The following is a 14,915-nucleotide window of genomic DNA, read 5'->3' on the forward strand; positions in this document are numbered from 1 at the left end:
CCGCGAGTTGAAATTGTAATGTCCATCACAGATCGCCATGCCATAGCGAAATAATCCATATCTTCGCGAATTCCGGCCTGACACTTTTCTTCCCTATCTCGTAATTTCACTTAACGAATTTCTCTGTTCAGGCAGGAAACTATGACATCTATAAATGACTCTACCCTCATGCCCGCGGCGCTGCGCGATACTCGCCGCATGAACCAGTTTGTCTCCATTGCGGCGGCAGTGGCAGGCTTATTATTTGGACTGGATATCGGCGTCATTGCTGGCGCATTACCGTTTATTACCGATCACTTTACGCTGAGCAGTCGCCTGCAGGAGTGGGTGGTGAGCAGCATGATGCTCGGCGCGGCCATCGGCGCGCTGTTCAACGGCTGGCTCTCGTTCCGTCTCGGGCGCAAATATAGCCTGATGGTTGGGGCGATCCTGTTTGTGGCAGGCTCCATTGGCTCTGCGTTTGCCACCAACGTGGAAGTGTTGCTGCTCTCCCGCGTATTGCTGGGCGTGGCGGTCGGGATTGCCTCCTACACCGCGCCGCTGTATCTCTCGGAGATGGCGAGCGAGAACGTGCGCGGCAAGATGATCAGTATGTACCAGTTGATGGTCACGCTGGGTATCGTACTGGCGTTTCTGTCGGATACTTACTTCAGCTACAGTGGTAACTGGCGCGCCATGCTGGGCGTGCTGGCGCTGCCGGCGCTGTTGCTGATTGTGCTGGTGATTTTCCTGCCGAACAGCCCGCGCTGGCTGGCGCAGAAAGGCCGTCACGTGGAAGCAGAAGAGGTGCTGCGCATGCTGCGTGATACCTCAGAGAAAGCGCGTGAAGAGCTGAACGAGATCCGCGAAAGCCTGAAGCTGAAGCAGGGCGGCTGGTCGCTGTTTAAAGCCAACCGCAACGTGCGTCGCGCGGTGTTCCTCGGCATGCTGCTGCAGGCGATGCAGCAGTTCACCGGGATGAACATCATCATGTATTACGCGCCGCGTATCTTCAAAATGGCCGGATTCACCACCACCGAACAGCAGATGATTGCAACCCTGGTGGTCGGGCTGACCTTTATGTTTGCCACGTTTATCGCGGTATTTACCGTGGATAAAGCCGGTCGTAAACCGGCGCTGAAGATTGGCTTTAGCGTAATGGCGCTCGGTACGCTGATCCTCGGTTACTGTCTGATGCAGTTTGATAACGGCACCGCCTCAAGCGGTCTCTCCTGGCTCTCTGTCGGGATGACCATGATGTGTATCGCCGGGTATGCCATGAGCGCCGCACCGGTGGTGTGGATCCTGTGCTCTGAAATTCAGCCGCTGAAATGTCGCGATTTTGGTATCACCTGTTCCACCACCACCAACTGGGTGTCGAACATGATCATCGGCGCAACCTTCCTGACGCTGCTGGATGCTATTGGCGCAGCAGGAACGTTCTGGCTCTACACGGTACTGAACGTGGTGTTTATCGGTGTGACCTTCTGGCTTATTCCTGAAACCAAAGGCGTGACGCTGGAGCATATTGAACGCAAACTGATGAGCGGGGAGAAACTACGTAATATTGGCGTGTGATTTATCCCCTTACCCAAAGGAGAGGGAATGGTTTGCGCCCTCTCCCTTTAAGGGAGAGGGCCGGGGTGAGGGTTAACGCATCGCCCGCTTCAGAATACGCTCTGCCTGACGCTGGAAGTCCGCCGCTGTCTCTTCCACCGATTTCTGACCGTAGTCGATATACTGCAGCGAGGTGCCGAACTGCGCCACTATCTGCGGATCGTCAAAGTAAGGTGAGACGGAGAGTTTTGACGGCAGAGACTGCGCCAGACGCAGGCCCGCAACCGACGGGTCGTTTTCCTTAATGGTCCCGGCTTCAGTCAGGTACTGAACCGCCACTTTGCTCAACGGCACGCCACGCTCCAGTCCCAGCGTATCCACGCCCTCTTTACTGTTCAGCAGGAAGTTAATCAGCTTCGCCGCCGCTTCCGGGTTTTTGGTCGATTTACCAATCGAGAGCATCTGCGCCGGTTTGAAGAACAGGCCCGCATCCGTGGCGCCCGGCAGCATGGGGTAACTGCCCAGCACCAGTTTTGCCGGTGGTTTGAGGTTATCGGAGTATTTATTGATGGTGGAGTTCCACATATAGGTGCCGCCCCATTCCCCCTGGATCCACGGCTTCATTTCATACATGTTGCTCTTGCCAAACGACGCATAGTATTTGGTGTCTGGCATTACGTGGCTATCAATCAGTTTTTTATAGGTCTGGAAGAACTCCACCCACTGCGCTTTGCTGTAAGTGAACTTTTTGGTTTTCTCGTCCACGGCCGGGATGTTGTATTTCTGAATCATGTAAGAATTCAGCAGCGCCAGCGTGTCCTGGTGTTCCAGAATGACAGGGTAATATTGCTTACCGAGTTTGCTTTCGAACGTTTTACCGGCGGCCATCAACTCGTCCCAGGTTTTCGGGTAGTCGATGCCCGCTTTTTTCCAGGTCTCGTCATTAAAGTAGAACACGCGCGCGGTCACGGAGATTGGGATCCCGTTTAGCTTGCCGTTGACGGTCGTGGACTGAAGCTCTTTGGCATCGAACTGGCTTAAGTCGATCACGTCTTTCATTTTATTCAGATCGTAAAAACCGTCGCCGGTTTTCGAGAAGATCGGCAGCCAGTTCCAGTTGGTTTGCATCACATCCGGCTCTGTGCCGCCTGCGATCTGGGTGGTCAGACGGGAAAGATGGCCATCCCAGCCAGTGTATTCCGCCTTAACGTTAATGTCAGGGTTCTGTTTATGGAACTCTTCTAACGCTTTCAGCGTCACCTGGTGACGGCCATTACCGCCCCACCAGGACATACGTAAATCGGTATTTTGCGCCATCGATGGCAACGCGGTAAGGCCCAGGGTCGCGGAGATTGCTGCGCTTAAAAGCACATTTTTCATTTTTATGACTCCATCAGAGAGAGAGGTTCAGTTCGGTTTTTGCGTCAAAAATATGGCACTTATTCATGTCAAAGCGGAAATAGACTTTACGGTTAAGACCTTTATCAATCATTGGCTTAGCGTCATCCGAAGGGATTCTGGCGGTCAGTTCATGGTCCGCTACCTTCAGGTACACGAAGAATTCGTGGCCCATGTTCTCCACGCGCACCATTTCGCCGCTGCAGCCACCGTCGGGGAAGGGGGCGTCAGAGAGCGACACAAATTCCGGGCGCACGCCGTAGAACACGTCCTGGCCGGCGTAAGCGGCGACTTTCTCCTGCGTTTGTGGGGTTAACGGCATGGTTTCACTGCCGATGGTAATGTGCAGTTGCCCGGCCTGTTCCACCAGCTGGCTTTTACGAATGTTCATCTCCGGTGCGCCGATAAAGCCCGCGACGAACATGTTTTTGGGCTTGTGGTAGAGATTGTCCGGGGTATCGACCTGCATGATATGGCCCAGCTTCATCACACAGATACGGTCGCCCATGGTCATCGCTTCGGTCTGGTCATGCGTGACGTAGACGGTGGTGGCCGGTTTACCGGACTGCTTCAGCTGCTTATGCAGATCTGAAATACGAATACGCATCGAGGCACGGAGCTTGGCATCAAGGTTTGACAGCGGTTCATCAAACAGAAACACGTCCGGCTTTTTCACAATCGCGCGGCCAACCGCTACACGCTGGGCCTGTCCACCGGAAAGCTGGCGCGGCAGGCGGTCAAGCAGCGACTCCAGCTCCAGGATTTTGGCCGCTTCGTTCACCTGCGACTCAATTTGCTCTTTCGGCAGTTTGCTCAGCTTAAGACCAAAGGCCAGATTTTCGCGCACCGTCATGTGCGGGTAGAGCGCGTAGTTCTGGAACACCATCGCAATACCACGCTCCTTCGGGGCGAGGTTGTTCACGATCTTATCGCCGATCCGCACTTCACCGCCGCTGATGGTTTCCAGGCCGGCCAGCATGCGAAGGGTGGTGGACTTGGCGCACCCGGATGGACCGACGATCACCATAAATTCCCCTTCGGCGATTTTCAGGTCGATAGCATGTACCGCCTTGAAGCCATTGGAGTAGACCTTTTCCAGTTTGTTGAAGATAACTTCAGCCATGATATTTCCCTCTTAACCTTTAATTCCGCTGCTGGTGACGCCCTGTACGAAGTAGCGCTGTGCCAGGAAGAAGACAATGATGGATGGCAGAATGGAGATGCTCGCCATTGCCAGAATTTCGTTCCATGGCGCACCTTCGGTAACGTCGATGGACATTTTCAGCGCCAGTGCAATCGGGTATTTATCCACGCTGTAGACGTAAATCAGCGGTCCAATGAAATCGTTCATTGACCACATAAACTGGAACAGGGCGACGGAGATAATGGCCGGTTTCAGGATCGGCACCACCACGTACCACAGCACCTGGATGGAGTTGCAGCCGTCGATTTGCGCCGCCTCTTCCATGTCACGCGGTACGCCGCGCAGGAACTGGATCAGCATGAAGACGAAGAACCCCTGGGTGGCAAAGGCCAGCGGCAGGTACAACGGCATGTAGCTGTTCAGCATGCCCATTTCACGGAACATCAGGTATTGCGGGATCAACAGCACGGTGCTCGGCAGCAGCATGGTGGTGATGAGCGTGGCGAACCAGAATTTCTTCCACGGGATCTCAAAGCGCGCAAAACCATATGCCACGATGGTGGAGGAGATAATGGTCAGGATCACTTTGGGGATCACATACTTAAAGGTGTTCAGCATGTAATGGCCGAAGGTGTACTCGGTACCGGTCTTCCAGCCGTTCACAAACCCGTCCCAGGTGGCATGCGCAGGCCACAGGCTCAGGGTGGTGAAGATCTCGTGGTTCGGTTTGAACGATGCAGAGAACATCCACACCAGCGGATAGAGCATCAGCAGGCCGACAAACAGCAGGATGACATAGCGCACGGTGGCGTTGATTTTCTCTCTGCGCTGCGTACGGGCAACCTCGCGCTCTGCGACGCTTCTTGCCGCGGAAAGCTGTTGAATATCAGCCATTTTTGCCTCCTTTATCGGCGGAGTAGAACACCCAGTATTTCGACGACTTAAAGGCGATACCGGCAAAGACGGCCACCACCAGGAACAGGATCCAGGCCAGCGCCGCGCCGTAACCCATATCGAAGTATTTGAACGCCGTGTCGTAGATGTAGAGCGAGAACAGATAGGTCGAATAGGTTGGCCCGCCGCCGGTAATGACGTACGGCCCGGTAAATTCCTGAAACGCCTGGGTGGTTTGCATGATGAAGTTAAAGAAAATCACCGGCGTAATCAGCGGGACGGTCACTTTCGTGAACATCTGCCACCTGGAGGCGCCGTCGATCATCGCTGCCTCATATTGCGATTGCGGTACGTTTTGCAGTGCCGCCAGGAAAATGACCATCGCAGAACCGAACTGCCAGACCCGCAGCAGGGTGACGGACATCAGCGCCAGCGATGGCTCACCAAGCCAGTTCACCGGGTCGAAACCAAACACCCCAATAAAACTGTTCAGCAGACCATCAATCGCAAATAACGCGCGCCACAAAACGGCAATTGCCACGGAGCTGCCGAGGATCGACGGAATATAGTAGGCGGTACGGAAAAAGCCGATCCCCCGTAATTTGAAGTTCAGAACAAACGCGATCCCTAATGCAAAGGCGAGCTTCAGCGGAATGGTCAAAAATACATACGCAAACGTGACACCCATTGATGTCCAGAAGAGCGTGTCTTCAGTAAACATGTAGCGATAATTTTCGATGCCGTTAAACACCGGCGGGCTCATCAAATCGTAATCCGTAAAACTGAGGAAAAACGATGAGACGAAGGGGAAAGCCGTAAAGAGTATCAACCCAATTATGTAGGGTGATATCCATGCGAGCCCCAACAGCTTGTTTTCATTCATACATACCTACCTGGCAATCAAGGGAGTTAGATGACGGTATGAGTTTCAGGTCATAAGAACCGGTGTTCTTAAATAATAAAACAGTGTTTTATTTTATATTATGGTTATTTAGGCCCGCGTCATTCGCGCAATGATGGAAATGTGATCGGTGTCGAAACGCTGTTTCAATAAAGTGATGAGGGTGGCATTTTGACGCTAATTCAGGCAATCAGGGCAGGCCGTCAGCGAAGGGAGCAGGTAAAGCGAATGATTAATAACAATAATACCGGGAAGGTACTAACTACTAACTTTGATAGCCAGTACACAGATAGATCAATATCGCGTTCAGATTATTCTTACTTTCTTGTATCATCGGACCACCTGAACTCACCAGGCAGAAATTAACTGCACTCTTAACAGAAGAACGGCTATGTCAGCGATGGATTTCAAAAAAAACACGGACCTCGATTTTCCTTCTTATGCCCCCCCGGCAGTCAGCGCTAAAGAGATCGACCTTCTGGGACTGTTAGACGTACTGCTTGCCGCTAAAAAACGCATCGTCGCCATTACGTTCGCGTTTGCGCTGGCAGGCCTGGCGATTGCGTTTTTACTGCCGCAGAAATGGACCAGTAAAGCGGTGATCACGCCAGCCGAACAGACGCAGTGGAACCCGCTGCGCCAGATGATGGTTGCATTGCAGGTGCTGGACGTGGACGTGAAAGTGTCCCGTGATGAAGTCTTTGGGCTGTTTATCAAAAAGTTTCAGTCGCAGTCCTTGCTTGAAGAGTATATGAAATCCTCCCCTTACGTTATGTCTCAGCTTGAGGGGACCAACGTGGATCCGCTTGAGCTGCATCGTGCGGTGGTCAATATCTCTGAGAAGATGAAAGCGATCGATAACACTCAGGTAAAAGACGCCGATAAAGCGCCTTACGTCTCCTGGACGCTCAGCTTCACCGCCCCCACGGCGGGAGATGCGCAAACCGTTCTGGAAGGGTATATCAAGTATATTGCCGCGATTGTTGAGCAAGAGATCATGCTGAATATCCGTAACCAGCTCGCCCTGAAAACGAAGGTGGTAGAGCAGCAGCTGGACCTGGATCGGGTGCGTCTGACCAATATTCACAACACCAACCTGCAGCGTCTTAACTATTCCCTGGAAGTGGCTAACGCGGCGGGCATTAAGAAACCTGTCTACAGCAACGGACAGGCCGTAAAAGACGATCCGGATTACTCCGTGGCGCTCGGCGCTGACGGTATTGCGCAGAAACTGCAGATTGAAAAGAATCTCAAGGACGTGGCTGAGCTGAATGCCGATTTCCAGAACCGGGAATATTATCTGGCGCAGCTGAAAAAACTGTCCGTTGAAGATGTTGTACTTGAACCCTTTAAGTATCAACTTTCACCTTCTATGCCGGTGAAAAAAGATGGCCCGGGGAAAGCGCTGATTGTTCTGCTGGCGGGGATCCTCGGTGGGCTGTTTGCCTGTGGTAGCGTTCTGCTGCGTGAAGCGATGCTTAGCCGCAATCCCCTGCCAGAGCCGATAACAGAATAAATGATGCAGATGAAAAGGGCGCTGAAATCAGCGCCCTTTTTTATTGCAGAAAATCTTCCCGTATAGGGGTAAAGATATCCAGCAGCGTGCCGGGTTTGAGGCAGACGCAGCCGTGCATCACATGCGGTGCTTTGTAGAGTGTATCCCCGGCCGTGACGACATGCCTCTCTTCACCAATGGTGAATTCGAACTCGCCGGACAACACATAGGTTAACTGCTCATGCGGGTGGTTGTGCATCGGGCCGATTGCGCCTTGCTCAAAATTCACTTCAACCGCCATCATCTTACCGTTATGCGCCAGGATCCGACGCGTCACGCCGTTACCCAAATCGTCAAGTGTGGTCTCGCGGTGGAAAATAAACATCGCTTCCCTCATCATTAAATGAAATATCGTTTCATTTAATTTATATCACGTAGCGCGAAAAAGAAACGGTGTGACAAAGAACTGGAAACACGATCACAAGTTTGCTTCACTGGGATCAACAGATAAGGAGGGATAATGAAAACAATCGGCCTGCTGGGTGGCATGAGCTGGGAATCGACGATTCCCTACTATCGTTTGATTAATGAAGGGGTGAAGCAACGCCTGGGGGGACTGCATTCGGCCTGCCTGCTGCTGCACAGCGTCGATTTTCATGAGATCGAAGCGTGTCAGTCGAGCGGTGAATGGGATAAAGCCGGGGAAATACTGGCGCAGGCGGCACTTGGGCTCCAGCGTGCCGGTGCCGAAGGGATTTTGCTCTGCACCAACACCATGCATAAGGTGGCTTCGCACATAGAAACACGCTGTTCGCTGCCGTTTTTGCATATTGCGGATGCGACCGGACGCGCGATCGGCGCGGCAGGGATGCGACGAGTGGCGCTACTGGGAACGCGTTACACCATGGAGCAGGATTTTTATCGTGGTCGGTTAAGCAGTGAGTTTGGTATCGAAAGCCTGATCCCGGATGAGGCCGACCGGGCGCGCATTAATCAGATTATTTTTGATGAGCTTTGCCTCGGCACCTTCAGCGAGTCTTCCCGGGCCTGTTACGTCAGCGTAATTGAAAAGCTCGCCCGGCAGGGGGCTGAAGGGGTGATCTTCGGTTGTACCGAGATAGGCCTGCTGGTGCCGGTTGAGCGAAGCCCGATCCCGGTATTCGACACTGCCGCCATTCACGCTGCCGATGCGGTAGAGTTTATGCTGTCATAACGCGCAGTGCCGGGCGGTAAGCGCCGCCCGGAGGCGTTAAATACTGTTCAGGCTGGGGGAGAAATAGACCTGTAGAGTCCCTTTGTAGTAACCCGCTGTTTTGTCGGTAACCCTGAATTTATCCACAATCAGTCGTAGTGGGGCTGGCGCGCACAGAACAGGATAACTGATCGAGGGCAGGTGCACCGGGCGAACCTGATCCTGGCCGTTAACGCCAGCAGAGATGTCATACCCCTGGCCATTATCGACCCTCATCCAGCTTTTAGTATGAGGATTAAACATTTCAAGACGATAGTCGATGCGCTCATTTTCGCCTGTCCCAGCGGTACCCGTGTTGTAGATGGAATAGTAACCATTTTTACGCGATGCCCCGCCTTTATTCTCATCGGCGAAGGAGAGCTTCATGCTGTCGCTGTTAGAGTTGTAACCATCATACAGGCACATATCCAGCGTGGTAACATCTTCAGCAAAGCTGTTTCCGGTGATCGCGCCTGTAGGATGAAGATCGAGTTGGACCAGCGGATTGGCGTTATTAAACTCCGGGAAAAAAATATCCTGCTTGCCAGTGGCTTTGCCTTTCAGGGTGATATTGGCGACAAAATTCACGGGGGTTCTCCCGGCCGCATTATATTGCAACTTAAGAGCACCCTCCCACACACCACCGACTGGAAGATTATTCATTTCGCTCTGTGGTATCCAGGCTGTAAGAACCCTGGCGTTGTCAACAATACTCCATGAACTTGTCGAGCAACTTAAATAGGTTTGGTTATTGAGTGCGTATCGTGCGTTGCAACTTTCAGACTGGCTGGGGTCAGCGTTGTTATATTTTATTCCGGTCATGTAGGCTTGTAGTTTAAGCGAATGTGTCATGCCACTTCGCTTTTCTTTTAAAACGATAGTGATCGTTGAACGCCCGCTTTGATGGCTGCAGGTTTGCTGCACATCTGAATAGGCGCATTTATAGGTGCCAACAGCATCGTAATACCCTGAAGTACCGGGATAATCCTCTTTCCATAAATATACGTCAGCGGGTGCTCCAGAAGGGAGTTCATATTCTTGTTGAGTAGAGACATTAGGCGTTGGACCATAGTACATCTTTGCTTGTACATTGATAGCCGCCAATAACCCGCATACTATTAACCCTGCTTTTAATCTCATTGCACATTCTCCCTTTGTGCCGTTTCCAGCGCCTGCTTACGCAGGGACTGCTTCAGCTGTGCCTGCACCTGAATCTGGGGCGGAAGCTGGTTGTAGGTTATGGTGGCGCAGTTGACTTCCCCGGCGTAACGAATACTGGCGCGTTTTTTCAATACTTTAAGGGGGCATTTCAGGAATGACTGTCCGGCCAGCACGTATAAATCGCGCGAAGCCCCAGGCATTTCAAGCGTGAAGCCGCCATCTTTCGCCAGCAGTAACATTGAACTGTTCAGGCCAATTACCGGGAAGCGCTTGACTGTCTCCGGCAGGATCAGGCGGCCAATATAGTTATAGCTAAATGATGCGGACACTTCGCGATAGCGCAGCTTGCCCGGCAGAAGCATCAGGTTTTGCTTGCCTGAACCGGCAATCAGGTTGGTGGTCCCGCTCTGGTGTTTACGCGCGCTGTCGCTGACCTCTATATAGCCCATTTCATAGCCCGTATACGGGAAGAGTACCGAGCCATTTCCCGTGAGGCTGGCTTTGCTGCCGTTAGCAGAGGCATCAACGGAGAGCTGTTCAGCTGATTCGTCATCAATATTATTGACTGCTACGAGCACCGCCGCAGACGGTTCACCATATCCTGCACGACCAAGCTGAACGCCGTGGCGGCTGATTGCCAGCGTTGAACTGTAGCTCCCCGTGAAAGCGGTGAAATGTTCTTGATTCTGACGATCGTAACTGTCCGTCAGGTTGGCGCTCAGATTGCCATACAGACCATCAATACGGCCATTAATCCCGGAGTCCAGCGTGTCGGTGTTGATTCCGCCAAGATTGATGCCCACTTCACGGTGGTTAACGTTGTCATCATACCAGGTGCGGGACAGATTCCAGGAGGTCTGATCCTGTGATTCCTTGCTGGTACGGTAATCAGCGCTAATCGTCGTGGTGCGACTGCGTGCGTTAGCATCCATGTGCGGCGTTTCGCTGAACGTCAACATGATGTAGGCACCACGATCGTTATTGCTGTTGCTGTCGTCGCGAGTGAACAGCCCCAGGTTGGTATTCACCATCCAGTTATTCAGGCTAAACGCGCGGGTGGCACTCAACTGAACACTGTCGGTGGTGGTGTTAGCGTCGGTCTGGTTAAAGAAATTATCAGTAAAGCTGTCGCTGTTGTTCCAGCGGGTATGATAATCCGCATGATTACGGGTTCTGTTCCAGTTCAACGCAATATTCCAGTTCAACACGTTTTGAGATGCGCTCGTGCTGATACTTTCAAAACAGCTCAGATCGTAGTCGTTCGCGTCTGTGTCACCTGAGCATTGCCCGCCGCTGGTGTCTTTGCGGTAGACGCTCAATGAAGGCCATCCATCAGCGTGCCAGCTCAGTTGCTGCATATTGCCGCGCCCGCCCTGGTCGTTATAGTAGACTCCGCCCTGCAGATCAGCATTGCCGAATGCGCCAAGTGCGGGAGTCAGGTGTCCACCCAATTCAGCTGAAAAGTCGTTATCCACACTGGCGACACCAAGCGTAGCCTCGCTTTGTGCGGTTACTGGTACTCTGATCCCTGCCTGAGCGGTAGAGGCATTTTTATTGTCGGCATAAGATGAGCTGTCATCCACCAGTTGTCCCATCTGAATAAACCACTGAATGTGACCATCCCCAATGCTACCGGTCTTCGTAAACGGCACCACTTCTGTTCGGGAAAGCTGGTTGCTTTCGTAGATTTTCAGTTGAAGGGTATAGCTACCTGCCGGAAACGACGAGGTATCCAGCGACTGGTTTCCGCCTGCCAGGTAGAAGGAACCGAGAAGCTGGTTATCACGATACACATCCACGCGTGAGCTGCGCGAAAGCAGCACGTTGACCGGCGTACCTTGATTCATCTGCTCCCGGTTGAGATAGCTTAAGGTCGTACCCGCCCGCACGCCATCGAATGTGTTCAGGGGCAGGAAGGAAAAGTTAAAGTTTCCGCCGTCCAGGCTAAACAGGCTTCGGCTATCCATGCGACCACCCTGAATATAAAAGCGGCTCAGATAGTCGTAACGATAAAAGAGTTCGCTGACGTCAGCGCTGGTTTCAGTTTCACCGTCGTTTTCATTACCGTTAAAGTTCCAGTAAGCGCCGAGGTAGCTGTTTTCAGTTACACCCAGCGCGCCCGTTCCCTGGAGATAAACGGATTTAAAGTCTTCCTGCGCCGCGACATTAATATCCTGCTGATGAATAAATGCGTTCACCACATCATCATCACTGTTTGGCTTGAGGTATAAGGCGTTGTGGCGATCGTCCGGGTACCACCGATCGTTAAGAAAAAGGTTAACGGCATTTTTTTCGTCGTTATAAATCAGCGCCACATCGTCGGTTTTCAGGTAATCGCAGCCCGCGCTGGTATTAATCGCGGTACAGGCTAATTCTCCGTGCCGTTCCAGAGGCTGGCTCAGTTTTGCCGTAATTTTCTTTTTGATACCGGTGTCGGCATCCAACGCCATCGCGTCAATAATTTGATCGGGGCGCTCAAATTTCACGGTATCGAGGTTAACAGTGGCGTAAAACTTTCCAAGATTACGTCCGGCTAACCAGACATCGACATACTCTTTCTGACCCAGAACGATGAGTTCAAATCCTGGCGGGATCTTCTCATTGCGCGCATTTGCGCTATTAAGCAGGCTAAAAATCAAGAGGCCCAGAATCGTCTTTTTCATAGTCATTCATCGTTCCCTGATGAGAAAAAATGAATCGAAGGTTTCCCCTTCGATTCATTACCTTACGTAACGGCGATTACTGATACAGATAGATGCTCAGCACACCCTGGTAAGTACCGGTTTCCAGTGCTTCTTGTGTGGCCTGGGAGATCAGCAGCGTTTTTGCGACGGAGCCGGTTTTCAGGGCAGTGGTGGTGTTAGGGAACAGGTCGGTTGCTTTCAGGGTCGCATCGGTCGTGGTCAGCGCCTGAGTACCCCATTTCACGGTCATGGGTACGGTTGCGCCACCCAGGTTATTCACCAGGGAGAAATCGCTAGCCAGCTTCATTTTCACGTCTTTCGTGACATCGTTCGCCCAGATTTTAGTCTGGAGAGAAGCCGGAGACAGACCGGTGCCTGGGAAATATTGCATGTCGATATTCTTCGGCAGTGCAGAACCGTCAGCCTGGGTCATGTCCAGGGCAGCATCAACGGTTGCGGTAACAGTAATATCTTTCTGAACAGCAATCGCAGAACCCATTACAGAAACCATGGCCAGTGCGAGCAAGGATTTGGTCATAATACGTTTCATTTACTAATATTCCATGTAAGTAATTAATTAATGAATTGCAAAGTCTTTTTTATTTGTCGACTTGCTAATCCAATCCCAATACTGAACAACGATGCGATCGTAATTCAATATATTCTTTGGCGTGTAGCTGGCTCGAGGGTAGATGTTTTCGTTTACCTCATGCCATGTACACGCTTTTTCGCTCTGTGCTTTTTTACACAGACCGACTTTAAGTATTTTAAAACGCTGATTACCGTCGTTTTTAATTTTACCGCCGGTTTGCAAACTCATATTCAACCGCGGATGTTCAGGAGGGACGCTGACCAGAACGCCCCAAATCAGATTAAGTGTCAGTTGCGTTTTGACGCCTTTATTGGCAATCGATTCGTCATCAAGTTGCGGCACGGCTTCAAACTTCACGCGCCAGGTTGTTTCTTCCTGCACGGGCGCCATCGAAACCAGGCGAACCATTTTGCTGGAACCCGCAGGCAGCGCGAATTTGGGAGGCATGACAACGAGGCCACTGTCGCCACCGACAGACACTTCGGTCTCTTTTTCCTGTGGGGTGTTACGTCCGGAAACGCTGAGGACAGTCGTTTTGATATACTGAACATCGTTAGTGCGGGAGATAACACGGACGCTGCCTTCTCCCTGATCGTTCATATCAACGGCCATTGGGTAAACAGACATATTGGCCTGACAAACAGGAGTGATGCTGATAAACAGAGCACTCCACAAAAATGGTGTGATTTTCATATTAATAACATCCTGTCAATGTCAATCAAACCTCATTCAATTCCGTAATGAATAAGGCGGGGGGCGCTGATATTAATTAAGTGAATTAACTGAGGGGAAGTATAGCGATGGCAGAGAACGGCAGGAAATCATAAATATTAAAAATAATTTTTAATATTTCTAAGGGGAAGGGCTGTGAGGTTTATTTTACCAATAATAAACATTTAATTGCGTAATTTGAATGTTGATAACTGGATTTTCAGTGCAGGTATTCCTTCGATAAGGTGTTGAGAAAACGCGTCTACCAGCGCTGATGCCGGGCGGTGCAGGGGACGGATCAGGCTCACGGTAAACGGAACGGACACGCTAAATGGACGGATGACAATCCCGTTTTCAGCATAGTCCAGTGCCGTCAGCGGGTTGACCACGGCAACGCCGACGCCCGCCCGTACCATCGCGCAAATCGATGCGGCGCTGTGGGTCTCTACCACCATTCTGCGTTTCACCTGATGCTCGGAAAACAGCGTATCCAGCAGCTGGCGATAGCTGTCGGTCTGCGACAAACTGATGTAGTTTTCCCCATGGAAATCGGCAGGGGTGAGCACCGCTTTACTGGCAAGCCGGTGTCCGGCGGGCAAAACGCAAACTTCATCTAAAGAGAATAGCTCTGTGCGCTCCGTGCCTGCGGGGGTGGCGAGTGTTTCGGTCAGCCCCAGATCGTGACGCTGTGCTGAAAGCCACTCTTCCAGCAGCGGAGATTCCTGCGGCACGATAGTGAGACTGACCTCCGGATAACGGGCAAGAAAGGGCTGGAGCAGCGTCGGCAAAAAGGACTGTGAAAAGACGGGCAGGCAGACAATTGACAGCTCGCCCTGACGAAACTCGCGCAGACTTTCCGCCGCACTGACAATTCTGTCCAGCCCATACCAAGAGCGCTGAACTTCCTCGAACAGACGCAGCCCTTGCACCGTCGGGTGCAGCCGGCCCCGGGTGCGTTCAAACAGCTTCAGTCCCAGCACTTTCTCGAACCGTGCCAGCTCGCGGCTGACCGTAGGCTGTGAGGTATGCAGCATCTGCGCGGCTTCGGTGAGGTTGCCGGCGGTCATCACGGCGTGAAAAATCTCGATATGGCGTAAGTTGACGGCGGGCATAGGGCACCTGAAAGCAGAGAACTGTCCATATCATTTTTGCATAGACTCGCGATAAA

At 52.0% G+C, this 14,915-nt stretch carries 13 protein-coding genes; 3 read left to right on the forward strand and 10 right to left on the reverse strand.

Annotated elements, in window-relative coordinates; all coding sequences use genetic code 11:
* Positions 1-123: 123 nt before the first annotated feature.
* On the forward strand, positions 124-1,557 hold the full coding sequence (locus EKN38_RS06810) for a sugar porter family MFS transporter (protein WP_286012102.1): 1,434 nt from the start codon (positions 124-126) through the stop codon (positions 1,555-1,557).
* Between the two features lie 72 nt (positions 1,558-1,629).
* Here EKN38_RS06810 and EKN38_RS06815 read toward each other — a convergent pair whose 3' ends face one another.
* Genes EKN38_RS06815 through EKN38_RS06830 form a run of 4 tightly spaced genes read right to left on the reverse strand, consistent with a single transcriptional unit; the run spans position 1,630 to position 5,855 of the window.
* Entirely contained in the window at positions 1,630-2,916 is a 1,287-nt protein-coding gene (locus EKN38_RS06815) for an ABC transporter substrate-binding protein (RefSeq protein WP_014833147.1), read from the reverse strand.
* Positions 2,917-2,929: 13 nt separating this feature from the next.
* On the reverse strand, positions 2,930-4,057 hold the full coding sequence (locus tag EKN38_RS06820; RefSeq protein WP_014833146.1) for an ABC transporter ATP-binding protein: 1,128 nt from the start codon (positions 4,055-4,057) through the stop codon (positions 2,930-2,932).
* 12 nt (positions 4,058-4,069) lie between these two features.
* A complete protein-coding gene (locus tag EKN38_RS06825; RefSeq protein ID WP_014833145.1) occupies positions 4,070-4,972 on the reverse strand; it encodes a carbohydrate ABC transporter permease in 903 nt (300 codons plus the stop codon).
* A complete protein-coding gene (locus EKN38_RS06830) occupies positions 4,965-5,855 on the reverse strand; it encodes a carbohydrate ABC transporter permease (RefSeq protein ID WP_014833144.1) in 891 nt (296 codons plus the stop codon). Before EKN38_RS06830 ends, EKN38_RS06825 begins: the two co-directional genes overlap by 8 nt.
* Positions 5,856-6,264: 409 nt before the next feature.
* Here EKN38_RS06830 and wzz(fepE) point away from each other — a divergent pair, with 409 nt between their 5' ends.
* Complete coding sequence (gene wzz(fepE), locus EKN38_RS06835) at positions 6,265-7,389, forward strand: LPS O-antigen length regulator Wzz(fepE) (RefSeq protein WP_014833143.1); 1,125 nt, start codon at positions 6,265-6,267, stop codon at positions 7,387-7,389.
* Between the two features lie 40 nt (positions 7,390-7,429).
* Here the strand turns inward: wzz(fepE) and EKN38_RS06840 are convergent, their stop codons facing one another.
* Positions 7,430-7,753: a cupin domain-containing protein gene (locus EKN38_RS06840; RefSeq protein ID WP_014833142.1), complete on the reverse strand. Its 324-nt coding sequence runs from the start codon at positions 7,751-7,753 to the stop codon at positions 7,430-7,432.
* A 135-nt stretch (positions 7,754-7,888) separates the two neighbouring features.
* Between EKN38_RS06840 and EKN38_RS06845 the strand changes: the two genes are divergently transcribed.
* Positions 7,889-8,581, forward strand: coding sequence for an aspartate/glutamate racemase (locus tag EKN38_RS06845; protein WP_014833141.1), 693 nt, complete (start codon positions 7,889-7,891; stop codon positions 8,579-8,581).
* Between the two features lie 36 nt (positions 8,582-8,617).
* On the opposite strand, the gene EKN38_RS06850 is transcribed toward EKN38_RS06845, so the two are convergent.
* The 5 genes from EKN38_RS06850 to EKN38_RS06870 form a co-directional block, all read right to left on the reverse strand.
* Positions 8,618-9,739, reverse strand: a complete 1,122-nt coding sequence (locus EKN38_RS06850) for a CfaE/CblD family pilus tip adhesin (protein WP_080019577.1) — start codon at positions 9,737-9,739, stop codon at positions 8,618-8,620.
* Positions 9,736-12,423, reverse strand: a complete 2,688-nt coding sequence (locus tag EKN38_RS06855) for a TcfC E-set like domain-containing protein (protein ID WP_043951797.1) — start codon at positions 12,421-12,423, stop codon at positions 9,736-9,738. The genes EKN38_RS06850 and EKN38_RS06855 overlap by 4 nt, the downstream gene beginning before the upstream one ends.
* 76 nt (positions 12,424-12,499) lie before the next feature.
* A complete protein-coding gene (locus EKN38_RS06860) occupies positions 12,500-12,994 on the reverse strand; it encodes a CS1 type fimbrial major subunit (protein ID WP_014833137.1) in 495 nt (164 codons plus the stop codon).
* 27 nt (positions 12,995-13,021) lie between these two features.
* Positions 13,022-13,729, reverse strand: a complete 708-nt coding sequence (locus EKN38_RS06865) for a fimbria/pilus periplasmic chaperone (RefSeq protein WP_014833136.1) — start codon at positions 13,727-13,729, stop codon at positions 13,022-13,024.
* A 203-nt stretch (positions 13,730-13,932) separates the two neighbouring features.
* Positions 13,933-14,859 carry a LysR family transcriptional regulator gene (locus EKN38_RS06870; protein ID WP_014833135.1) on the reverse strand — a complete coding sequence of 309 codons (927 nt, stop codon included), beginning with the start codon at positions 14,857-14,859 and terminating at the stop codon, positions 13,933-13,935.
* Between the last annotated feature and the right edge of the window lie 56 nt (positions 14,860-14,915).

It is taken from the genome of Enterobacter sp. WCHEn045836 (assembly GCF_003965585.1).
Taxonomy (GTDB): Bacteria; Pseudomonadota; Gammaproteobacteria; order Enterobacterales; family Enterobacteriaceae; genus Enterobacter; species Enterobacter dissolvens.